Source organism: Streptomyces sp. TRM49041, from assembly GCF_008271805.1.
GTDB lineage: Bacteria > Actinomycetota > Actinomycetes > Streptomycetales > Streptomycetaceae > Streptomyces.
Map to the genome: position 1 here is coordinate 19,285 of NZ_VSRY01000159.1, position 21,925 is coordinate 41,209.

22 protein-coding genes are annotated in these 21,925 nt (G+C 71.4%); 14 read left to right on the forward strand and 8 right to left on the reverse strand.

All coding sequences use genetic code 11. The features are described from left to right. Positions 1-173 precede the first annotated feature (173 nt). The gene (locus tag FVS66_RS26625; RefSeq protein WP_149183770.1) at positions 174-1,469 is read left to right on the forward strand and encodes a family 10 glycosylhydrolase; all 1,296 of its coding nucleotides are present in this window, start codon (positions 174-176) and stop codon (positions 1,467-1,469) included. Between the two features lie 15 nt (positions 1,470-1,484). On the opposite strand, the gene FVS66_RS26630 is transcribed toward FVS66_RS26625, so the two are convergent. Next, on the reverse strand, positions 1,485-1,691 hold the full coding sequence (locus FVS66_RS26630) for a DUF1918 domain-containing protein (protein ID WP_149183771.1): 207 nt from the start codon (positions 1,689-1,691) through the stop codon (positions 1,485-1,487). Between the two features lie 89 nt (positions 1,692-1,780). Beyond that, positions 1,781-2,386 (reverse strand): DUF6461 domain-containing protein, encoded by a 606-nt coding sequence (locus tag FVS66_RS26635; protein ID WP_149183772.1) that lies wholly within the window; start codon positions 2,384-2,386, stop codon positions 1,781-1,783. A 243-nt stretch (positions 2,387-2,629) separates the two neighbouring features. On the opposite strand from FVS66_RS26635, the gene FVS66_RS26640 reads away from it, so the two are divergent. Further along, entirely contained in the window at positions 2,630-3,793 is a 1,164-nt protein-coding gene (locus tag FVS66_RS26640; protein ID WP_149183773.1) for a methyltransferase, read from the forward strand. 71 nt (positions 3,794-3,864) lie between these two features. On the opposite strand, the gene FVS66_RS26645 is transcribed toward FVS66_RS26640, so the two are convergent. Beyond that, a complete protein-coding gene (locus FVS66_RS26645; protein ID WP_149183774.1) occupies positions 3,865-4,362 on the reverse strand; it encodes a hypothetical protein in 498 nt (165 codons plus the stop codon). 165 nt (positions 4,363-4,527) lie between these two features. Beyond that, the gene (locus FVS66_RS26650; protein ID WP_149183775.1) at positions 4,528-5,100 is read right to left on the reverse strand and encodes a YdeI family protein; all 573 of its coding nucleotides are present in this window, start codon (positions 5,098-5,100) and stop codon (positions 4,528-4,530) included. 147 nt (positions 5,101-5,247) lie between these two features. On the opposite strand from FVS66_RS26650, the gene FVS66_RS26655 reads away from it, so the two are divergent. The 3 genes from FVS66_RS26655 (at position 5,248) to FVS66_RS26665 (ending at position 8,671) form a co-directional block, all read left to right on the forward strand. After that, positions 5,248-5,685 carry a helix-turn-helix transcriptional regulator gene (locus FVS66_RS26655; protein WP_149183776.1) on the forward strand — a complete coding sequence of 146 codons (438 nt, stop codon included), beginning with the start codon at positions 5,248-5,250 and terminating at the stop codon, positions 5,683-5,685. A gap of 10 nt (positions 5,686-5,695) precedes the next feature. Beyond that, positions 5,696-6,112 (forward strand): VOC family protein, encoded by a 417-nt coding sequence (locus FVS66_RS26660; protein WP_149183777.1) that lies wholly within the window; start codon positions 5,696-5,698, stop codon positions 6,110-6,112. Positions 6,113-6,274: 162 nt separating this feature from the next. Further along, positions 6,275-8,671, forward strand: coding sequence for an excinuclease ABC subunit UvrA (locus FVS66_RS26665; protein ID WP_149183778.1), 2,397 nt, complete (start codon positions 6,275-6,277; stop codon positions 8,669-8,671). 63 nt (positions 8,672-8,734) lie between these two features. Here FVS66_RS26665 and FVS66_RS26670 read toward each other — a convergent pair whose 3' ends face one another. Further along, positions 8,735-9,874: a PP2C family protein-serine/threonine phosphatase gene (locus FVS66_RS26670; protein WP_149183779.1), complete on the reverse strand. Its 1,140-nt coding sequence runs from the start codon at positions 9,872-9,874 to the stop codon at positions 8,735-8,737. Between the two features lie 171 nt (positions 9,875-10,045). Between FVS66_RS26670 and argC the strand changes: the two genes are divergently transcribed. From argC to FVS66_RS26695, 5 genes are read left to right on the forward strand one after another with little or no spacing between them, the layout of a single operon-like run. Beyond that, positions 10,046-11,074 carry an N-acetyl-gamma-glutamyl-phosphate reductase gene (gene argC / locus FVS66_RS26675; RefSeq protein WP_149183780.1) on the forward strand — a complete coding sequence of 343 codons (1,029 nt, stop codon included), beginning with the start codon at positions 10,046-10,048 and terminating at the stop codon, positions 11,072-11,074. Beyond that, the gene (gene argJ / locus FVS66_RS26680) at positions 11,071-12,222 is read left to right on the forward strand and encodes a bifunctional glutamate N-acetyltransferase/amino-acid acetyltransferase ArgJ (protein ID WP_149183781.1); all 1,152 of its coding nucleotides are present in this window, start codon (positions 11,071-11,073) and stop codon (positions 12,220-12,222) included. The genes argC and argJ overlap by 4 nt, the downstream gene beginning before the upstream one ends. Next, positions 12,219-13,118, forward strand: coding sequence for an acetylglutamate kinase (gene argB, locus FVS66_RS26685; protein WP_149183782.1), 900 nt, complete (start codon positions 12,219-12,221; stop codon positions 13,116-13,118). Before argJ ends, argB begins: the two co-directional genes overlap by 4 nt. Beyond that, a complete protein-coding gene (locus FVS66_RS26690) occupies positions 13,115-14,311 on the forward strand; it encodes an acetylornithine transaminase (protein WP_149183783.1) in 1,197 nt (398 codons plus the stop codon). The genes argB and FVS66_RS26690 overlap by 4 nt, the downstream gene beginning before the upstream one ends. Before the next feature lie 7 nt (positions 14,312-14,318). Then, positions 14,319-14,882: an arginine repressor gene (locus FVS66_RS26695; protein WP_149183784.1), complete on the forward strand. Its 564-nt coding sequence runs from the start codon at positions 14,319-14,321 to the stop codon at positions 14,880-14,882. 64 nt (positions 14,883-14,946) lie between these two features. Here FVS66_RS26695 and FVS66_RS26700 read toward each other — a convergent pair whose 3' ends face one another. Together FVS66_RS26700 and FVS66_RS26705 are read right to left on the reverse strand one after the other, a co-directional pair. Beyond that, a complete protein-coding gene (locus tag FVS66_RS26700) occupies positions 14,947-15,633 on the reverse strand; it encodes a L,D-transpeptidase (protein ID WP_149183785.1) in 687 nt (228 codons plus the stop codon). 27 nt (positions 15,634-15,660) lie between these two features. After that, positions 15,661-16,263 carry a pyridoxamine 5'-phosphate oxidase family protein gene (locus FVS66_RS26705; protein ID WP_149183786.1) on the reverse strand — a complete coding sequence of 201 codons (603 nt, stop codon included), beginning with the start codon at positions 16,261-16,263 and terminating at the stop codon, positions 15,661-15,663. 130 nt (positions 16,264-16,393) lie between these two features. On the opposite strand from FVS66_RS26705, the gene FVS66_RS26710 reads away from it, so the two are divergent. Then, the gene (locus tag FVS66_RS26710; RefSeq protein ID WP_149183787.1) at positions 16,394-17,587 is read left to right on the forward strand and encodes an argininosuccinate synthase; all 1,194 of its coding nucleotides are present in this window, start codon (positions 16,394-16,396) and stop codon (positions 17,585-17,587) included. A 94-nt stretch (positions 17,588-17,681) separates the two neighbouring features. Continuing rightward, a complete protein-coding gene (gene argH / locus FVS66_RS26715) occupies positions 17,682-19,112 on the forward strand; it encodes an argininosuccinate lyase (protein ID WP_149183788.1) in 1,431 nt (476 codons plus the stop codon). 11 nt (positions 19,113-19,123) lie between these two features. Here argH and FVS66_RS26720 read toward each other — a convergent pair whose 3' ends face one another. Further along, positions 19,124-19,639: an HAD domain-containing protein gene (locus tag FVS66_RS26720; RefSeq protein ID WP_149183789.1), complete on the reverse strand. Its 516-nt coding sequence runs from the start codon at positions 19,637-19,639 to the stop codon at positions 19,124-19,126. A gap of 85 nt (positions 19,640-19,724) precedes the next feature. Between FVS66_RS26720 and FVS66_RS26725 the strand changes: the two genes are divergently transcribed. Both FVS66_RS26725 and FVS66_RS26730 read left to right on the forward strand, forming a co-directional pair. Continuing rightward, the gene (locus tag FVS66_RS26725; protein ID WP_149183790.1) at positions 19,725-20,276 is read left to right on the forward strand and encodes a TetR/AcrR family transcriptional regulator; all 552 of its coding nucleotides are present in this window, start codon (positions 19,725-19,727) and stop codon (positions 20,274-20,276) included. Then, on the forward strand, positions 20,273-21,817 hold the full coding sequence (locus FVS66_RS26730) for an MFS transporter (RefSeq protein WP_149183791.1): 1,545 nt from the start codon (positions 20,273-20,275) through the stop codon (positions 21,815-21,817). The genes FVS66_RS26725 and FVS66_RS26730 overlap by 4 nt, the downstream gene beginning before the upstream one ends. Positions 21,818-21,925 lie beyond the last annotated feature (108 nt).

Below are 21,925 nucleotides of genomic sequence, written 5' to 3' on the forward strand. Positions count from 1 at the left end.
GGGTGGCGGGCCGCCGTATGGTTCCGGCACACCCGCCTCGACGCCACGACGTTACTCCGTTCGCACGGATCGATTACCGGCCGGGCCGGGCATGCTTGAAGGCGGCCGGGCGCGACGGTACGGAGCGCGACCGGACGAACACGGCGACCGACAAGGAACGACTGGGGCAGCACATGAGGCACAAGGGCAGCGGCGGCGGGATCGGGCGGCGCGGGCTGGTCGCGAGCGCGGCCGGACTGGTGGCGTCCCTGCTGGTGACCGGGGACGCGACGGGCCTCACCGGGGCGGCCACGAAGAAGGACCGGAGCCCCGGGGACGGCAAGCCACGGGGCGGCCGGCGCGCGGAGGACTTCCGAGGCATGTGGCTGGCGACGGTCACCAACCGCGACTGGCCCTCCCGCCCCGGCCTGCCGCCCGCCGACCAGCGCGCGGAGCTCATCGCCCTCCTCGACCGCGCCGTCGAGCGCCGGCTGAACGTGGTCATGCTCCAGGTGCGCCCCTCCGCCGACGCCCTCTGGCCGTCGCCGTACGAGCCCTGGGCGCAGTGCCTGACCGGCGTCCAGGGCAAGGACCCCGGCTGGGACCCGCTGGGCACCGCCGTCGAAGAGGCCCACCGGCGCGGCCTGGAGCTGCACGCCTGGTTCAACCCGTACCGCGTCGCCATGCACGACGACCCCTCGCGACTGGCCGAGCGGCATCCGGCGCGCCGCAACCCCGACTGGGTCGTGCCGTACGGCGGGAAGCTCTACTACAACCCCGGCGTGCCCCAGGTCCGCCGGTTCGTCCAGGACGCCATGCTGGACGCCGTCCGCCGGTACGACATCGACGCCGTCCACTTCGACGACTACTTCTACCCGTATCCGCTGGCAGGGCAGGTCTTCGACGACGACGACGCCTTCGCCGCGCACGGCGCCGGCTTCCCGGACCGGGCGGCCTGGCGGCGCGACAACATCGACCGGCTGGTCCGGGAGACGTCGGAGCGGATCAAGGACATGAAGCCGAAGGTGAGGTTCGGCATCAGCCCCTTCGGCATCTGGCGCAACTCCACCAGCGACCCGCTCGGCTCCGACACCGGCGGCCTGCAGACCTACGACGACCTGCACGCCGACACCCGTAAGTGGATCAAGGAGCGCTGGATCGACTACGTCGTCCCCCAGCTCTACTGGCACATCGGCTTCGGCGCCGCGGACTACACGACCCTGGTGCCCTGGTGGTGCGACGTCGTCCGGGGCACGGGCGTCCACCTGTACGTGGGGGAGGCCCTGTACCGCGCGGGAGACCCCACAGCGCCCGCCCCGTGGCAGGACGCGGCCGAACTCTCCCGGCACCTCACCTTCGCCCGCGCCCACGACCAGGTGCTCGGGCACGCCTTCTTCGGCGCCCGTGACGTGGTGACGGACCGGATCGGGGCGATGGCCAGGGTCGTGGCCGACCACTATCCGACGCCGGTCCGTCCGCCGAGGACGTGAGACGTTCCGGAGAAGTCAGGGCTGCGCCTTGAACTGCCCCTTGTGCCGCACGACGGCGTCCGGGCCCGGAGACATGACGGCCTCGTGCCCGTCGTCGTCGAAGCGGACGCGGTACGGGGGATGGCCCTGCTCTCCCAGGACCTCGAGAATCTCGGCCGTACGGTCGTGCTGACCGACCACCCGGCCGTGCACCAGCAGCTTGTCGCCCACGGTTGCTTCCATCGGGAGTGACCTCCTCGCGGCGGATTTCCGTATTTGGGAGTCTACGTCCGCAGCTGTGGTCCGCGTCACTCGAGAGCCTCCGACGGGGGTCATACAGCCGGCGCCGACCCGCACAGGAACTCCGCCGCGTCGAGCAGCTCCGGCGTGAGCCGCACCCCCGTGAGCCGCTCGGCGAGGGCGAACGCCGCCTCCGTCGTGGCCCCGATGTCCGCGCCCTCCTCCCGCAGGTCGAAGCCGACCTCCCGCATCAGCGCCACCGCCCCGTCCGGGTCGGCGCCGTCCCGCGCGTACGGGAACAGCGGCTCGAAGTGCAGCCGCAGCCCGCCGTCCACGTACCGGCTGAAGTGGTCCACCGCGTTCACGTTCCGGAAGTGGGTCACCAGCTCCGTGCCCCGCGACAGCGCCGCGGCCGTCTCGTCCAGGCTGCCCAGATAGCCGTTCGGCTCGACCACCAGGCTCCAGCCGTCCACGGCGCAGACAGCCACGAAATGCCGGTCGCCGCCGGACTCCTTCCATGCGTCGTGCGTGGCCTCCACCAGCCCGGATATCCCGGTCACCCGGGCCTCCTCGCGCGCTCGCAGCCGGCCCAGCACCTCCGCGGGCGGCAGCGCGTGCACCAGCGTGACGCAGTACGCCTCGATCAGTTCCGGGCAGTGGTCGTCGAGCCAGCGGTAGTCGGCAGCAGTCGCGTTCATGCCTCGATCGTGGCACCCACCACCGACAGTGGGCCCTGGCACTGCGAACGTTCGACCATGAGGGAGGCGATCGCTTTCGGCCCGTACGAGATCTCGACCGACCCTGCCCGACTCGGCCGCTCCCGCGTTCACCAATGGCAGGAGGACCCGGAGCGCCGGACGGCCCCGGCCCCCGGCCCCGGCCCCGGCCCGCGGTGAACGGCGTACGGGCGGAGCCCGCGCACCGGATAGCCTGAACCCACGATGAACCGTTTGACCACGTCATGGGGCGAGTACGCGCTCACCCGCTTCCCCGAGCACCCTCGCGACCGGCTGCGCGCCTGGGACGCCGCTGACGAGTACCTGCTGCGGCAGTCGGCGGAGCCGGACTCCCCGGCCCTCTCGGGCACCGTGGCCGTGGTCGGCGACCGCTGGGGCGCGCTGGTCACCGCCCTCGCCGGCCGGCCGGGGCCCGACGCGCTGATCCAGATCACCGACTCGCACCTGGCCCGCGAGGCGACCCGGGCCAACCTGGCCAGGGCGGGGCTCGACGGCGACCCCGCCGTCCGCCTCCTCACCACCCGGGACACCCCGCCCGACCGCGTCGACGTACTCCTCGTCCGCGTCCCGAAGAGCCTCGCGCTGCTGGAGGACCAGCTGCACCGCCTCACGCCCGCCGTACACGCGGGCACGGTCGTCATCGGCACGGGCATGGTCAAGGAGATCCACACCTCCACGCTCAAGGTCTTCGAGCGCCTTGTCGGCCCCACGCGCACCTCGCTCGCGGTGAAGAAGGCCCGGCTCGTGTTCTGCACCCCCGACCCGGCCCTGCCGCGCACCCGGAACCCGTGGCCGCACCGGTACACGCTGCCGGACGACGCCGCGACGGTCGCCGGACTGACGGTCGTCAACCACGCGGGCGTCTTCTGCGCGGACCGCCTGGACATCGGCACGCGCCTCTTTCTCCAGCACCTGCCCCACGGCCTCGGCGGCTCCCGCGTCGTCGACCTGGGCTGCGGGAACGGTGTGGTGGGCCTCGCCGTCGCGGTCGCCGAACCCGACGCCGAAGTGATCTTCACCGACGAGTCGTACCAGGCGGTCGCCTCGGCGGAGGAGACCTTCCGGGCCTCCGCCCCGCCCGCCGCGAAGGCCCGGTTCGTGGTCGGCGACGGCACGGCGGAGATCCCGGACGGCTCGGTCGACGTGGTCCTGAACAACCCGCCGTTCCACAGCCACCAGGCCCTGACCGACGCCACCGCCCGCCGCATGTTCACCGGGGCGCGGCGCGTCCTGCGGCCCGGCGGCGAGCTGCGGGTCGTCGGCAACCGCCACCTCGGCTACCACGTGACCCTCAAGCGCCTCTTCGGTAACTGCGAGGTGGTCGCGAGCGACCCGAAGTTCGTGGTGCTGCGGGCGGTGAAGCACTGACCACCCCGCTCCCGCCGGCCTGCCGGGAGTGACCCCGGGTGCCGCGGCCGTTCAGCCTCCGGCGGTGGCCGTCACCGCTCGGGCAGCCGGTTCCCGCACCGCGCGCAGAACCGAACGTCGACGCCCTCGGGCGCCGGCCGGCCGCACGCCGGGCACACCCGGTCCAGCAGACCGGCGGGCTCATCGCCCGCCCGCTCCGAACCCGGGGCGGAACGGATGGTCATGCCGGGACGCCGGCGGTGCACCGTGAGGTAGTCGAGCCCGTGCGGCCCCGCCGACAGCCCACGCCGCGACCCGCGCGGCAGCCACACCACGCACCCGCCCGCCAGCGGCTGCCGCCCGTCCTCCGCCGCCAGCTCGCCGTTGCCGTTCACCACGTACACGAGCACATCGAGATCCGGCTCCACATGCGCCGCCACCTCCGCGCCGGGCGCCAGCCGCACCACGTTCGCGTCGAGCTGGCGGTCCTCCGGCGCGAGCCGCCACAGCGCGCCGCCCCGCTCGGCCGGCATCGCACGGACGAGATCGGCCATCCGGGCGAGCACGCTCGGTGCGGGGGACGCTGCCACGTTTTCCTCCTGCGGACGGAGATCTGGGGGTAGGAGCCCCCGGATCCTAACGGCTCAGTCGGACGACGGGCCCTCCGCGCGGCCGTGCCGGGCCGCCGGACGACCCGCTGCCGAAGAACCCACCCGGATGCCTCAGCGTGGCGGGCCCGAGCGCGCCGACAGGGCTCACGGCCTCCCCGCCACCAGCCCGCCCAGCGCCTTCTCCAACCGTTCCCGCCTGGCCTCCGGAGTGAGCGCCTGGAGCAGGGGCAGGATCACCAGGTACCGGGCGGTCCTGTCGAGCGCCTCGAACGCCTTCCTGGCCTCCGGGTCCGCGTCGAGCGCCGCCGCGAGGTCGGGCGGTACGGTCGCGGTCCTCTGCGACGCGTACGCGGCGGCCCACCGCCCGTCCTCCTGCGCCTTGCGCACCTCGGCGAGACCGGGCTCCCGCATCCGCCCGGCGGCGGTCAGCGCGGCGACCTTGTCGACGTTCACCCGCGACCAGAGACTCCGGGGCCGGCGCGGGACGTACTTCTGGAGGTAGTACCGCTCGTCGTGGGACCGCCGCTGCCCGGAGATCCAGCCGTAGCAGAGCCCGATGTCGACGAGCTCGTCGTCGGAGACCGTCGGAATACCCGTCTTCTTCCTGGCCACCCTGATCCATACACCCTCGTGGCGCGTGTGGTGCTCGGCCAGCCAGCTCTCGAACGCCACGGCGTCCGGAAAGGTGATGACCTCCACCCCGTCGAGCTCGTCCATGGGGCTCAGGCTATCCCCCGCGAGATCCCGATCGTGTTCGACGCGGCAGCCCGCGCGGTCCCCCGGCAGTAACGACGGGCTCGGGTGGTGGCCGTCACCGAGTGCCGCGCGATGTGCCCTGCGATGTGCCGTGCGATGCTGGAGCGCGTGACGCTCGAAGACCTGGTACGGCTGCGCCGCGCGCGCGACGTGATGGACCGCGACTACGCGCGGCCGCTGGACGTGCCGGCGCTCGCGAAGGTCGCCCTCATGTCGCCCGGGCACTTCTCCCGGAGCTTCCGCGCGGCCTACGGGGAGACGCCCTACCGCTACCTGATGACCCGCCGCGTCGAGCGGGCGAAGGCGCTGCTGCGCCGGGGCGACCTGAGCGTGACGGAGGTCTGCTTCGCGGTCGGATGCACCTCGCCGGGGTCGTTCAGCTCGCGCTTCACCGAGCTGGTGGGTGAGACCCCGAGCGCGTACCGGGCCCGTCGCCACGAGGCGGGCGCCGCCATCCCGGCGTGCGTCGCCAAGATCCTCACGCGGCCGGTGAGGAACGGTAAACCGGTCAGGATCGGAGAAGCGTCGTCCCCCGCCGCCTCGTAACGTCGACGGCATGGAAATCAAGCTCTCGCAGTGCTTCATCGCAGTCGACGACCATGACAAGGCCCTCGCCTTCTACCGCGACGCCCTCGGCCTGGAGGTACGCAACGACGTCGCGTTCGAGGGGATGCGCTGGGTGACCGTCGGCTCGCCCACGCAGCCCGATGTGGAGATCGTCCTGGAACCGCCGCTCGCCGACCCCAACGCCTCACCGGCCGACAGGCAGGCGATGGCGGAACTGCTGGCCAAGGGCATGCTCCGCGGCGTGATCTTCTCGACCGACGACGTCGACGCCACCTTCGAGCGCGTCCGGGCCGCCGGCGCCGAGGTGCTGCAGGAGCCGGTCGACCAGCCGTACGGTGTCCGCGACTGCGCCTTCCGCGACCCGGCAGGCAACATGCTCAGGTTCAACCAGCCCCGCAGGCGGTGAGGCCGCCTGCGGTAAGGTCCTGGCCCAGGGCTGCGGAGCGTCCCAACTCCTGTGCGGAGCAGGCGATTCGGCGGCCCGGGGCCGGCCTTCACCGCGGTTGTACCGGCGAAGACACCCGGGGACATGCCGGCCGGGGCCGAGCGATGACGGAGACCGATAAGCATGGCCACGAGGACGGACACGGAGTCGACCGGGGCTGCGCCGCACGTCGCCGACAGCCATGATCTGATCCGGGTGCACGGCGCGCGTGTGAACAACCTCAAGGACATCGACGTCGAGATCCCGAAGCGCCGACTGACGGTGTTCACGGGCGTCTCCGGCTCGGGCAAGAGTTCGCTGGTCTTCGACACGGTCGCCGCGGAGTCGCAGCGGCTGATCAACGAGACCTACAGTGCCTTCCTGCAGGGCTTCATGCCCACGCTGGCGCGGCCCGAGGTCGACGTCCTCGAAGGGCTGACGACGGCGATCATCGTCGACCAGCAGCGGATGGGTGCCGACCCCCGCTCCACGGTCGGCACGGCCACCGACGCCAACGCGATGCTGCGCATCCTCTTCAGCCGACTCGGGGAGCCGCACATCGGGCCGCCCAGCGCGTTCGCCTTCAATGTCCCCTCGGTCCGGGCCAGCGGTGCGATCACGGTCGAACGCGGTGCCGCCAAGGCCGTGAAAGCGACCTTCACCCGCACCGGCGGAATGTGTCCGCGCTGCGAAGGCCGGGGCACGGTCTCCGACATCGACCTCAGCCAGCTCTACGACGACTCCAAGTCGATCTCCGAGGGCGCTTTCACCATCCCCGGCTGGAAGTCGGACAGCTTCTGGACCGTGCGGCTCTACGCCGAGTCGGGCTTCCTCGACCCGGACAAGCCGATCCGCGACTTCACCGAGAAGGAGATGCGGGACTTCCTCCACCGGGAGCCGACCAAGGTGAAGGTCGAGGGCGTCAACCTCACCTACGAGGGGCTGATCCCCAAGATCCAGAAGTCCTTCCTCTCCAAGGACCGGGAGGCGATGCAGCCGCACATCCGGGCGTTCGTGGACCGGGCGGTCACCTTCACCACCTGTCCCGAGTGCGGCGGCACCCGGCTGAGCGAGGCGGCCCGGTCGTCGCGGATCGGCGGGATCGGCATCGCCGACGCGTGCGCGATGCAGATCGGCGATCTGGCCGCATGGGCCGGCGGCCTCGACGAGCCGTCGGTGGCGCCGCTGCTCACCGCGCTGCGGGGGACACTCGACTCCTTCGTGGAGATCGGCCTCGGCTACCTCTCGCTCGACCGGCCCTCGGGCACCCTGTCGGGCGGCGAGGCGCAGCGCGTCAAGATGATCCGCCACCTCGGCTCCTCGCTCACCGACACCACCTACGTCTTCGACGAGCCCACCATCGGGCTGCACCCGCACGACATCCAGCGGATGAACGACCTGCTGCTGCGGCTGCGGGACAAGGGCAACACGGTGCTCGTCGTGGAGCACAAGCCGGAGACGATCGCGATCGCCGACCACGTCGTCGACCTCGGTCCCGGCGCCGGTACGGCGGGTGGCACCGTCTGCTTCGAGGGCACCGTCGAGGGGCTGCGGGCCGGCGGCACCCTCACCGGCCGCCACCTCGACGACCGGGCCACCCTCAAGGAGACGGTGCGGAAGCCCACCGGCACGCTGGAGATCCGCGGCGCGACGGTGAACAACCTGCGGTCCGTGGACGTCGACATCCCGCTCGGGGTGCTCACCGTCGTCACCGGCGTCGCCGGTTCCGGCAAGAGCTCGCTCGTCCACGGCTCGATCCCCGCCGGGGAGGGTGTGGTGTCGATCGACCAGACCGCGATCCGCGGCTCGCGACGGAGCAACCCGGCGACGTACACGGGACTGCTCGACCCGATCCGCAAGGCGTTCGCGAAGGCCAACGGCGTGAAGCCGGCGCTGTTCAGCGCCAACTCCGAGGGCGCCTGCCCCACCTGCAACGGCGCCGGCGTCGTCTACACCGACCTGGCGATGATGGCCGGCGTCGCCACGACCTGCGAGGACTGCGAGGGGAAGCGGTTCCAGGCATCGGTGCTCGAGTACCGCCTCGGCGAGCGGGACATCAGCGAGGTGCTCGCGATGTCGGTGTCCGAGGCCGAGGAGTTCTTCGGCGCGGGCGAGGCGCGCACGCCGGCCGCGCACCGGGTCCTCGACCGGCTCGCCGACGTCGGGCTCGGCTACCTCAGCCTCGGCCAGCCGCTCACGACACTGTCCGGCGGCGAGCGTCAGCGGCTCAAGCTGGCCACCCAAATGGCCGAGAAGGCCGGCGACCGGCGCGTCTACGTTCTCGACGAGCCGACCACCGGCCTCCATCTCGCCGATGTCGAGCAGCTGCTCGGCCTGCTCGACCGGCTCGTCGACTCCGGCAGGTCGGTCATCGTCATCGAGCACCACCAGGCGGTCATGGCGCACGCCGACTGGATCATCGACCTCGGCCCCGGCGCCGGCCACGACGGCGGCCGGATCGTCTTCGAGGGAACCCCCGCCGACCTCGTCGCCGCCCGCTCCACCCTCACCGGCGAGCACCTCGCGGCCTACGTCGGCTGATGTGACTGAGCGCTTCAGTCGGCGGGTTTCGCCAAGCACCGTGCTCAGGACGTGGCCGGGAGATCACTGCGGTCTGTCACCTGCTTGTTCGTCGAGACGGTCCACGAGGAGCATCGCCGCATCGTCCGCCAGGCCGCCATCGGTGTGACGGAGCAGTCCGCGGTGCAGTTGTTCCAGGAACTCGTGCGGGGGGCAGGTGTGCACCGCCTCCATTGCCTCGGGCAGGGCGAAGAAATCGTTGTTGTCAGGGTTGCGGGCTTCGATCACGCCGTCGGTGTGCAGCAGCAGACGGTCGCCGGGTGCGAACGGATAGCTCTCCGCCTTGGCGGGAGGACCACCGGTGAGGAGGTCTTCCAGGCCGAGGGGTGGCAGCGGTGAGGTGGGCATCAGGGCCTGAACCTTGCCCTGGCGCAGTACCAGCGGAGGCGGATGGCCGCGGTTGACCACCTCGACCACTTGGCTGTCCGGGACCTGGGCTATGAGCGCGGTGACGAAGCCCTCCAGCAGAACTTCCTGATCGACCGCACCGGGCACGGCGCGCTCCTGTCGCAGCGCGGCCGCGCAGTGGTTCATCACCTCCGCGAGTTCATCCTCGTACTGCGCGGTCACCCGGAACGCGCCCAGCACGGCTGCGGCCGCGCGCACGGCAGGCAGTCCCTTGCCCCGGACGTCCCCCACGATCAGCCGGACCCCGTACCGGGTGTGCACAGCCTCGTACAGATCACCGCCGATCTGCGCCCCCGTCTCAGCCGCGAGATACATGCTGGCCGCCCGCACCGGGCCCAGCCGGGCGGGTACCGGACGCAGGATGGCCTCCTGGGCTGCCATGGCGATCCGACGGACCTGGTCGAGCTCGCTCTGCCTGCGCGTACGCACGGCGTTGCTCATCGTGACACTGGCCAGGGACACCAGAAGCAGACTCACGATGTTGCTGTAGTACGCCTGGTCGTAGGCGGGGGAGGTCAGGTCAGTGGCCAGAGCGAGAGCTGCTACGGAGAGGATGCCTTTCGGGCCCATCGTCAACGCGGCCAGCGCCGGCATCGCGGTGAGGAAAGTGCCGGTGACCAGAAAGTTGGCAGGTGAGAGCTCGATGCCCAGCGCGACCAGTACGATCACGAACGGCACGCACTGCGCGACTCGGAAAAGGGCCCGGCTATGACCGCCCACTCCTGGCGGAGGAGCTGCGCGGAAGAGCGATCGCATGTGTACAGCCTGCCTCGCTGAAGTTGAGTGTTCCACTCATCGCTCTCGCGGCCTCCCGGGGTATCCAGCGACCCGCGACCGACAGCCCCGGCGCGCTACTGTGCCCGTCGAGAACTCTTTGCATAAAACTGCATTGGTGCGTATAGTCATGCCATCGATGATGGAGGTCCGATGACGGTACGTGTGGCAGTTGCGGGTGCGAGCGGATACGCGGGTGGAGAGCTTCTCCGTCTGCTGCTCGCGCACCCCGGCGTGGAGATCGGCGCGCTGACCGGCAACTCCAACGCCGGCCAGAAGCTCGGCGCTCTGCAGCCGCATCTCGTGCCGCTCGCCGAGCGGGTCCTGGAGCCGACCACCGGTGAGGTGCTCGCCGGCCACGACGTCGTCTTCCTCGCCCTGCCGCACGGGCAGTCCGCGGCCGTCGCCGAGCAGCTCGGGGACGACGTCCTGGTGATCGACATGGGCGCCGACTTCCGGCTGAAGGACGCCGCCGACTGGGAGAGGTTCTACGGCTCGCCGCATGCCGGGACCTGGCCGTACGGCCTCCCCGAACTGCCGGGCGCCCGAGCCGCGCTGGAGGGGTCCAAGCGTGTCGCGGTGCCCGGCTGCTACCCGACCGCCGTGTCGCTCGCGCTGTTCCCCGCGTACGCGAACGGCCTCGCCGAGCCCGAAGCCGTGATCGTCGCCGCGACCGGCACCTCCGGCGCGGGCAAGGCGCTCAAGCCGCACCTGCTCGGCTCCGAGGTCATGGGCTCCATGTCCCCGTACGGCGTCGGCGGCGGCCACCGGCACACCCCCGAGATGGTCCAGAACCTCGGCGCGGCAGCCGGCGAGCCCGTCACCGTCTCCTTCACGCCCACCCTCGCGCCCATGTCCCGCGGCATCCTCGCCACGTGCAGCGCCAAGGCGAGGGCGGGGACCACGGCGGAGGACGTACGCGCCGCCTACGAGAAGGCATACGCCGACGAACCGTTTGTGCACCTCCTCCCCGAGGGCCGGTGGCCGGCCACCGCGTCCGTCCAGGGTTCCAACGCCGTTCAGGTGCAGGTCGCCTACGACGAGGCGGCGGGCCGCGTCATCGCCATCAGCGCCATCGACAATCTCACCAAGGGCACCGCGGGCGGCGCGATGCAGAGCATGAACATCGCCCTCGGGCTCCCGGAAGAGACCGGGCTTTCCACGATCGGAGTCGCACCGTGAGCGTCACGGCAGCCAAGGGATTCACGGCGGCGGGCATCGCCGCCGGAATCAAGGAGAACGGCAACCCGGACCTGGCCCTCGTGGTCAACAACGGTCCCCGGCGCGCCGCCGCGGGCGTCTTCACCTCCAACCGCGTCAAGGCCGCCCCGGTCCTCTGGTCCGAGCAGGTCCTCAAGACCGGCGAGCTGACCGCCGTCGTCCTCAACTCCGGCGGTGCCAACGCCTGCACCGGCCCCCAGGGCTTCCAGGACACCCACGCCACCGCCGAGAAGGCCGCGGAGGTCCTCGGCACCGGCGCGGGCGAGGTCGCGGTCGCGTCTACCGGCCTCATCGGCATCCTGCTCCCCATGGACAAGCTCCTGCCCGGCGTCGAGAAGGCCGCCGCCGAGCTCTCCGAGCACGGCGGCGAGAAGGCCGCCATCGCGATCAAGACCACCGACACCGTCCACAAGACCGCCGTCGTCACCAAGGACGGCTGGACCGTCGGCGGCATGGCCAAGGGCGCGGGCATGCTCGCCCCGGGCCTCGCCACCATGCTCGTCGTCCTCACCACCGACGCCGACGTCGACGCCCCCGTCCTGGACAAGGCGCTGCGCGACGCCACCCGCGTCACCTTCGACCGGGTCGACTCCGACGGCTGCATGTCCACCAACGACACGGTCCTGCTCCTCGCCTCCGGCGCCTCCGGCCTCGCCCCCGCCTACGACGACTTCGCCGAGGCCGTCCGCGAGGTCTGCGACAACCTCGGGCGACAGCTCATCGGCGACGCCGAGGGCGCCTCCAAGGACATCCGCGTCGAGGTGATCAACGCCGCGTCCGAGGCCGACGCCGTCGAGGTGGGCCGGTCCATCGCCCGCAACAACCTCCTCAAGTGCGCCCTGCACGGCGAGGACCCCAACTGGGGCCGTGTCCTGTCCGCCATCGGCACCACGAGCGCCGTCTTCGAACCGGACCGGCTCAACGTCGCCATCAACGACGTCTGGGTCTGCAAGAACGGCTCCGTGGGCGAGGACCGCGACCTCGTCGACATGCGCTACCGCGAGGTGCGGATCACCGCCGACCTCGCCGCCGGAACCGACTCCGCGGTCATCTGGACCAACGACCTCACCGCCGACTACGTCCACGAGAACAGCGCCTACAGCTCATGAGCACCCGTAAGCACACAGCGCTCCCGAAGGCAGAGATCCTCATCGAGGCCCTGCCCTGGCTGACCCGCCACCACGGCAAGACGGTCGTCATCAAGTTCGGCGGCAACGCCATGGTCGACGACGCGCTCAAGGCCGCCTTCGCCCAGGACGTGGTCTTCCTCCGGCACGCCGGCCTCAAGCCGGTCGTCGTGCACGGCGGCGGCCCCCAGATCAGCGCGGCGCTCGACAAGCACGGGCTGGTCAGCGAGTTCAAGGCCGGCCTGCGCGTCACCACACCCGAGGCGATGGACGTCGTACGGATGGTCCTCGCCGGACAGGTCCAGCGCGAACTCGTCGGGCTGCTCAACCAGCACGGCCCGCTCGCCGTCGGCCTCACCGGCGAGGACGCCCACACCATCACCGCCACCAGGCACCAGCCCCGCATCGACGGCGAACTGATCGACATCGGCCGCGTCGGCGAGATCACCGCCCTCGACACCGGCGCCATCGAGGCGCTCCTCGCGGACGGACGCATCCCGGTCGTCTCCTCCATCGCCCGCTCCGAGGACGATGGACATGTCTACAACGTCAATGCCGACACGGCGGCTGCGGCACTCGCCGCGGCGCTGGACGCCGAAACGCTGATGGTCCTGACCGACGTCGAGGGACTGTACGAGGACTGGCCGAACAGCGACGAGGTCATCAGCCGCCTCACCGCCACCGAACTCGAGAAGCTCCTGCCCGAGTTGTCCAGCGGCATGGTCCCCAAGATGGAGGGCTGCCTCCACGCCGTACGAAACGGGGTCCACACGGCGCGCGTGATCGACGGACGCGTCCAGCACTCGATCCTGCTGGAGATCTTCACCGACGAGGGCATCGGCACGATGGTCGTGCCCGACGACCAGGGGGCGTCATGAGCGACAACCGGCATCTCACCCAGCGCTGGCAGGGCGCGCTGATGGACAACTACGGCACGCCCAGGCTGCCTCTCGTACGCGGCGAGGGCGCCACTGTGTGGGACGCCGACGGCACCGCATACCTCGACTTCGTCGGCGGCATCGCGGTCAACGCCCTCGGTCACGCGCACCCCGCCGTCGTCGAGGCGGTCTCCGCGCAGATCGCCTCCCTGGGGCACGTATCCAACCTGTTCGTCGCCGAGCCCCCCGTCGTGCTCGCCGAGCGGCTGCTCCAGCTCTTCGGCCGCCCCGGCAGGGTCTTCTTCTGCAACTCCGGCGCCGAGGCCAACGAGGCAGCGTTCAAGATCGGCCGCCTGACGGGCCGGCCGCACATGGTCGCCACCACCGGCGGCTTCCACGGCCGCACCATGGGCTCCCTCGCGCTCACCGGCCAGCCCGGCAAGCAGGAGCCGTTCCTGCCGCTCCCCGGTGAGGTCACCCACGTTCCCTACGGCGACGCCGACGCCCTGCGCGCCGCCGTCACCGAGCGGACCGCGTTCGTGATCATCGAGCCCGTCCAGGGCGAGAACGGTGTCGTCGTCCCGCCCAAGGGCTACCTGGAGGCGGCCCGGGAGATCACCCGAGCCACCGGCACCCTCCTCGTCCTCGACGAGGTGCAGACCGGCATCGGCCGCTGCGGCCACTGGTTCGAGCACCAGGCGCACGGCGTCGAGCCCGATGTCGTCACCCTCGCCAAGGGCCTGGGCGGCGGCCTCCCCATCGGCGCGACCGTCGCCTTCGGGGAGGCGGCCGAGCTGCTGAGGCCAGGCCACCACGGCACGACCTTCGGCGGAAACCCCGTCGCGGCCGCCGCCGGCCTCGCCGTGCTGGACACGCTCGCCGCCGACGGGACACTCGACCAGGTCAAGCGCCTCGGCGAGCGGCTGCGCGACGGAATCGAGGCCCTGAACCATCCGTTGGTCTCCCATGTCCGGGGCGCGGGCCTCCTGCTGGGTATCGTGCTCACCGAGCCCCTCGCACCTCGGGTGCAGCAGGCGGCTCAGGACGCCGGCCTCCTGGTGAACGCGCCCGCCCCCGATGTCGTACGGCTCATGCCACCGCTGATCATCGGCGACGACGAGGTGGACGCCTTCCTCCGGGCCCTGCCCGGTGTCCTCGAGGCAGCCGACGGGGACGGACGATCCGGAGAATGAAGCGACGATGACCGAGGCCCGGAACAACGAGCACTGGGCGTCCCCCCAGACGGAGTCTGTGGGAGGGCCCTCCGTGCCGCAGACCCGCACGGCGCGCCACCGCCGGATCGTGGACATCCTCAACCGGCAGCCGGTGCGCTCCCAGAGCCAGCTGGCGAAGCTCCTCGCGGACGACGGACTGAGCGTCACCCAGGCGACGCTCTCCCGCGACCTCGACGAGCTGGGCGCGGTGAAGATCCGCAACACCGGCGGCGAGCTGATCTACGCGGTCCCCAGCGAAGGCGGTTTCCGTACCCCGCAGGCCCCGCTCGGCGAGTCGGCGAAGGAGGAGCGCATGCGGCGCCTCTCCGGCGAACTGCTGATCTCCGCCGAGGCGTCCGCCAACCTGGTGGTCCTGCGTACGCCTCCGGGCGCCGCCCAGTTCCTCGCCTCGGCCATCGACCAGGCCGAGCTGAACGCCATCCTCGGCACCATCGCGGGCGACGACACGCTGCTGCTCATCTCCCGCGACCCGTCCGGCGGCCAGGCGCTCGCCGACCACCTGCTGGGGCTGGCGCAGAAGGACCGGTAGCCGCTGCCACCCGCTCGACCGTCAGGACGGCGCCCCGGACACCGGGGCGCCGTCCTGACGCCGTTCAGGCCCCCGACGCCGTCCCGATCGCGATGTGGGGGCGAGCGTCGCGCCGGACCCACGTCAGAATGCGGGCCATCGCGTCCTTCGGGACCGACACGCAACCCGCCGTCGCTCCCTCGCCGTTCGCGTGGAGGAAGATACCGGCGCCCCGGCCGCGGACCGGGCGGTGGTAGTTGAAGGCGATCACCAGGGCGTGGGCGTACTGCGCGCGGTAGGTGATCAGGTGCTCCGCCTCGTCCGCCCGGCAGTCCGCCGGCAGGGGCTCGACCCAGCGGTTGTACGAGCGTGACGCGTTGTCCTGGCACCACCACGCGGCGGGCGTCACCCCGCGGTACGGGTACGACGCCCCCGCCGGCGCCGGGTCGATGCCGAAGCCGTACAGGAGCTCGTACACGCCCGTCGGGGTCGTCGACGTGCCCTGCTCGCGGCGTTCCCCGTCCACGAGGCCGCCCGCGCCGAACCTCGCCGGGGCGGTGCCCGCCCGTACCCAGCGGCGGCGGTCGCCGGTCAGCTCCCACCAGGTCACCGTCCCCGTCGTCGCCCCGGCGTCCGGCGCCTCGGCGGTGATCAGCTGCGTGGCTCCGCCGGTGTCGGTCAGCCACGACGGCAGGGAGTCCGGGTCGCCGGGGGCCACCCATGACGCGGGCAGGAGCAGGAGGACGGAAGCCAGGGCGAGACCGGGGCGCATGGCCACGACCGTAAGGGCGCGGCTCCCTCACCGCTCCCGGGGCGCGTCCGTCCGGGGCGGCAGGGGCAGGGGGAGCGCGGGCAGGCCGTCCAGGCTCCGGCCGACGTGCTCCTTCTTCTCGCAGTACGCCGCGAACTCCTCGTCCGTCCTGCGGCCGAAGTGCTCGGCGTGCTGGGTGCGCTCCTCGCGGTAGTCCATGAACGGGACGGCGAAGCCGCACGCGTCACTGATCCGCCGCGCGTGGACGAGGACGATCGCACGGGCGGCCGGGCCGTCCGCCTCCGCGAAGTGCGGGACGAGCTCCGCCCAGCGGGGGTCGTCCCGGAAGACCGCCTCGCCCGTGCCGTGCACGCGCAGCACCTTGGGAGGCCCGGCGAAGGCGCACCACATCAGGGTGATCCGGCCGTTGCCCGCCTCGCGCAGATGGGCGACGGTCTCGGCGCCGCTGCCGCCGAAGTCCAGGTAGGCGAGGGTGAGTCCGTCGATGACGACGAGAGTCCCCTTGCGTCCCTTGGGGGAGAGGTTGACGTGGCCGTCACCCGCGAGCGGGGCGGTGGCCGTGAAGAAGACCGGCTGCTCCTCGATGAAGGTGCGTATCCGGCCCTCGATGCGTTCGTATCGCTGTCCCATGGGAGTCATTGTCGTCCGGCGGAGGCATGCGCCGGGCAGGAAACGGACCGGCTCAGGATCCGCGTTGACAAAACATACGGCCCCCTGCATAGTTATGCCTGTCAGTGAATGCACCGCTAAGGAGAAACCCGTGACCGAGCGCGTCGTACTCGCCTACTCGGGCGGCCTTGACACCTCCGTCGCCATCGGCTGGATCGCCGAGGAGACGGGCGCCGAGGTCATCGCCGTCGCCGTGGACGTCGGCCAGGGCGGCGAGGACCTGGACGTCATCCGCAAGCGCGCGCTCGCCTGCGGTGCTGTGGAAGCCGAGGTCGCGGACGCCAAGGACGAGTTCGCCGACGAGTACTGCCTCCCGGCGATCAAGGCGAACGCCCTCTACATGGACCGGTACCCGCTCGTCTCCGCGCTGTCCCGGCCCACGATCGTCAAGCACCTCGTCGCCGCCGCCCAGAAGCACAACGCCTCGATCGTCGCCCACGGCTGCACCGGCAAGGGCAACGACCAGGTCCGCTTCGAGGCCGGCATCGCCGCCCTCGGCCCCGACCTGAAGTGCATCGCCCCGGTCCGGGACTACGCGATGACCCGGGACAAGGCCATCGCCTTCGCCGAGAAGGTGGACCTGCCGATCGCCACCACCAAGAAGTCCCCCTACTCGATCGACCAGAACGTCTTCGGCCGGGCCGTCGAGACCGGCTTCCTCGAGGACATCTGGAACGGCCCGATCGAGGACATCTACGAGTACACCTCGAACCCGGCCGAGCCCCGCGAGGCCGACGAGGTCGTCATCACCTTCAAGGAGGGCGTCCCGGTCGCCGTCGACGGCAAGCCCGTCACCGTCCTCCAGGCCATCCAGCAGCTCAACGAGCGGGCCGGCGCCCAGGGCATCGGCCGGATCGACATGGTCGAGGACCGGCTCGTCGGCATCAAGTCCCGCGAGGTGTACGAGGCTCCCGGCGCGATCGCCCTGATCACCGCCCACCAGGAGCTGGAGAACGTCACCGTCGAGCGCGAGCTGGCCCGGTACAAGCGGCAGGTCGAGCAGCGCTGGGGCGAGCTGGTCTACGACGGCCTGTGGTTCTCCCCGCTGAAGCGCGCCCTGGACGGCTTCATCAACGAGGCCAACCAGCACGTCTCCGGCGACATCCGGATGACCCTGCACGGCGGCCGGGCCGTCGTCACCGGCCGGAAGTCGGACCAGTCGCTGTACGACTTCAACCTCGCCACGTACGACTCGGGCGACACCTTCGACCAGTCGAAGGCGCAGGGCTTCATCGACCTCTTCAGCCTGTCGGCGAAGATCGCCGCCAAGCGTGACCTCGCCTGAGCCGAAGTCGTTCGACAACCGCCTCCCCGCTTCCCCGCTTCCCGTGCGGCGGGGAGGCGGACGTACATCCCTATCCTCCCGAGGAGCTTCCGCAGTGAGCAGCAACAACGGTGACGTCCGGCTCTGGGGCGGCCGGTTCGCCGACGGCCCGGCCGAGGCGCTGGCGAAACTGTCCGCGTCGGTCCACTTCGACTGGCGGCTGGCGCCGTACGACATCGCCGGTTCCCGCGCCCACGCGCGCGTGCTGCACAAGGCCGGGCTGCTCACCGAGGACGAGCTGACCCGCATGCTGGCCGGCCTCGACCGGCTGGAGGCCGACGTGGCGGACGGCTCCTTCACCGGCACCATCGCCGACGAGGACGTGCACACCGCCCTGGAGCGCGGCCTGCTGGAGCGCCTCGGCCCGGACCTCGGCGGCAAGCTGCGGGCGGGCCGGTCCCGGAACGACCAGGTCGCCACCCTGTTCCGGATGTACCTGCGCGACCACGCCCGGATCGTCGGCGGCCTGATCGCCGACCTGCAGGACGCCCTCGTGGGCCTCGCCGATGCGCACCCGGACGTCGCGATGCCGGGCCGTACGCACCTCCAGCACGCCCAGCCCGTGCTCTTCGCCCACCATGTGCTCGCCCATGTCCAGTCGCTCTCCCGGGACGCGGAGCGGCTGCGCCAGTGGGACAAGCGCACGGCGGTCTCCCCGTACGGCTCCGGCGCACTCGCCGGGTCGTCCCTCGGGCTCGACCCGGAGGCGGTCGCCAAGGACCTGGGCTTCGAGAACGGCAGCGCGGGCAACTCGATCGACGGCACGGCGTCGCGGGACTTCGTCGCCGAGTTCGCGTTCATCACCGCGATGATCGGTGTGAACCTCTCCCGGATCGCCGAGGAGGTCATCATCTGGAACACGAAGGAGTTCTCCTTCGTGACCCTGCACGACGCCTTCTCGACCGGCTCGTCGATCATGCCGCAGAAGAAGAACCCGGACATCGCGGAGCTGGCGCGCGGCAAGTCGGGCCGTCTGATCGGCAATCTGACCGGGCTCCTGGCCACCCTCAAGGCGCTGCCCCTCGCGTACAACCGCGACCTTCAGGAGGACAAGGAGCCGGTCTTCGACTCCTGCGACCAGCTGGAGGTCCTGCTGCCGGCCTTCACCGGCATGATGGCGACTCTCACGGTCAACCGCGAGCGCATGGAGGAGCTGGCCCCGGCGGGCTTCTCCCTGGCGACGGACATCGCGGAGTGGCTCGTCAAGCAGGGCGTGCCGTTCCGGGTGGCCCACGAGGTCGCCGGCGAGTGCGTCAAGGAGTGCGAGGCGCGGGGCATCGAGCTGGACCAGCTGACCGACGAGCAGTTCGCGAAGATCTCCGAGCACCTCACCCCCGAGGTCCGTACGGTCCTCAACGTCCCGGGTGCCCTGGCGTCGCGCAGCGGCCGGGGCGGCACGGCCCCGTCGGCGGTCGCGGCCCAGCTGGCCGAGGTCAAGGCGGATCTGGTGATCCAGCACGCATGGGCGGACGCCAGGAAGAAGTAACCGCAGGTCCCTCACAGCGCCGCCGCCCAGTCCGCGAGCGCGTCGAAGTCCGGCCGGATCAGCCCGATCCCCGGATCGACGTGCAGCAACAGGGCGGCGGCGAGGTGTTCCCGCTCCACCCATTCGCGGTCGTACGCCGTGATGTCGTCGTCCACCCACGCGAACGGCCGCCCGGCCGCGTACTCCAGCACGTACCGCGTCTTCCAGAAGGTCCCGCGAGGGGCCTTCCCGCGCGTCTCGGGCCAGGCGATGTACGGCAGCTCGGGCAGCCCGAGGCGCGGCCCTATCCATGTGTTGGCCTCGTCCTTCCATGTGGTCGCCCACACCAGCTCGTATGTGCCTGCCAGCGCCAGCAGCCTCTCGCCGTGTCCGGGATTCAGCAGCACCGGCAGGGGCTGGACGTCGGTCCAGCCGGACGGGCGCATCCGATGCCTGCGGTAGCCCTCCGGCGGCCCGCTCCGCGACAGCGCCTCGTACGGGTTCAGCGGACCGTCGACATCGATCAGCAGCAGCGGCTTCCTCGCCATTCGCACATCCTTCCGTTCGCCTCGTTCATGAGTCGACGACCTTTCAAGTGAGACATTCATGTCTCACTTGGGTTATGGTTGTCTCATGAGTGTTGACCGTGACCAGGTGCTCCGCAGTGCCGCCGCCCTTCTCTCCCGTAAGTCGACCGCCACCATGGACGAGGTCGCCCGCGCCGCCGGGATCGGCCGGGCGACCCTGCACCGGCACTTCGCCGGGCGGGACGCGCTGGTCAGGGCGCTGGAGGAGCTCGGCATCCAGGAGTTCGAGGCGGCCATCGACGCCGCCCGGCTCGACGACGGCACCGCCGAGGACGGCCTCCGGCGGCTGGTGGCCGGCGTGGAGCCGGTCGCGGGGCTGCTCGCGTTCCTCGTCACCGAGAACCAGCTGTTCGAGGGCGATCAGATGAACGAGGGCTGGGCCCGCCTCGACGCCCGTGTCTCCGCGCTGTTCCGGCGTGGCCAGGAGCGCGGCGAGTTCCGGATCGACCTCACGCCCGCCTGGCTGACAGAGGCCCTCTACGGCCTCATCGGCACCTGCGCCTGGTGCGTCCAGGACGGGCGGGTCGCGGGCAAGGACTTCCAGTACATGATCGTCGAGTTGCTGCTCGGCGGAGCACGCAGGAGCGTGGACAAGTGACCCGAACCGCACAGCCGGTCGAGGACGCGGAGGCCGTACACCGCCCGGGCCGCTGGCTCGCGCTCGCCGTGCTCGTCCTGGCCGTGCTGCTGGTCGCGGTCGACGCCACCGTACTCGGCCTGGCCACGCCCTACCTCAGCGAGGACCTCAAGCCGTCCGGCACGCAGCTCCTCTGGATCGGCGACGTCTACTCCTTCGTGATCGCGGGGCTCCTGGTCTCCATGGGCAGCCTCGGTGACCGCATCGGCCGCAAGAAGCTGCTTCTCACCGGAGCGACCGCGTTCGGCGCGGTCTCCGTCCTCAACGCCTACGCGACCACGCCCGAGATGATGATCGCCGCCCGGGCGCTGCTCGGCGTCGCGGGGGCGACGCTCATGCCGGCCACGCTGGCCCTGATCCGCAACCTCTTCCCCGACCCGCGCGAGCGCAGCTTCGCCGTCGGTATCTGGGGTGCGATGGCGTCGGCGGGCGCCGCCGTGGGGCCGGTCGTCGGCGGGTTCCTGCTGGAGCACTTCTGGTGGGGCTCGGTCTTCCTGATCAACCTGCCGGTCATGGCGGTCCTCGTGGTGGTCGGCGCCCGGCTGATCCCCGAGTCGAAGAACCCGGCGCCCGGCCCGTGGGACCTGCCGAGCGTCGCCCTGTCCCTCGTCGGCATGATCGGTGTCGTATACGCGGTCAAGGAGGCGGCCGCGCACGGCTTCCGCCCGGAGGCCGGAATCGCCGCCGCGGTCGGTGCCGCCGCGCTGATCTGGTTCGTACGCCGTCAGCTGACGCTGCCGGCGCCGCTGCTCGACATGCGGCTGTTCCGGCACCGGGGCTTCTCGGGCGCGGTCCTCGCCGACCTGCTGACCATCCTGGGCCTGTCCGGGCTGATCTTCTTCCTGTCCCAGTTCCTGCAACTGGTCCAGGAGCGCAGCCCGCTGGAGGCCGGTCTCGCCGAGCTGCCCGCCGCGCTCGGCGCGGTCGGGGCGGGACTGGTCGCGGGTGTCGCCGCCCGCCGGTTCTCGGTGCGGTCCGTCGTCTCCGGCGGACTCGCGGCGATCGGGCTCGCACTGGCCGCGCTGACGGTGCTGGACCGCACGACCGGCTACCCGGTGCTCGGAGTGTCGCTGCTGGCCGTGGGCGTCGGCGCGGGACTGGCGTTCACGGTGACCGCGGACGTCATCCTGTCGAGCGTGCCCAAGGAGCAGGCGGGCGCGGCCTCCGCCGTGTCCGAGACGGCGTACGAGCTGGGCGCGGCGCTCGGTATCGCGCTCCTCGGCTCCATCGTGACGGGCGTCTACCGGGACTTCGTCACCCCCCGAGGCGTCCCCGGCGACACCGCGGCCGCCGCGCACGAGTCGCTCGGCGGTGCCGTGGAGGCGGCCAAGGCGCTTCCGGAACGTTCCGCCGATGCCCTCGTGGCCGCCGCGCAGCACGCGTTCGTGGAGGGCCTGCGCCTGGCGGCCGGCGTCGGCGCGGCCGTCCTGCTGGCCACCGCGGCCGCGGCCTGGCTTCTGCTGCGGAGGCAGCACCTGGAGGACGGCGTCGAGCACCCGTGACGTATACGACCCACACCACGGCCCACACCTGCGGGGGTGCGGCACGCGTGAGGCCGGTACGGATGAGGGCCGCACTCCCCTGGGGGCGCGGCCCTCATCCGTACGGCA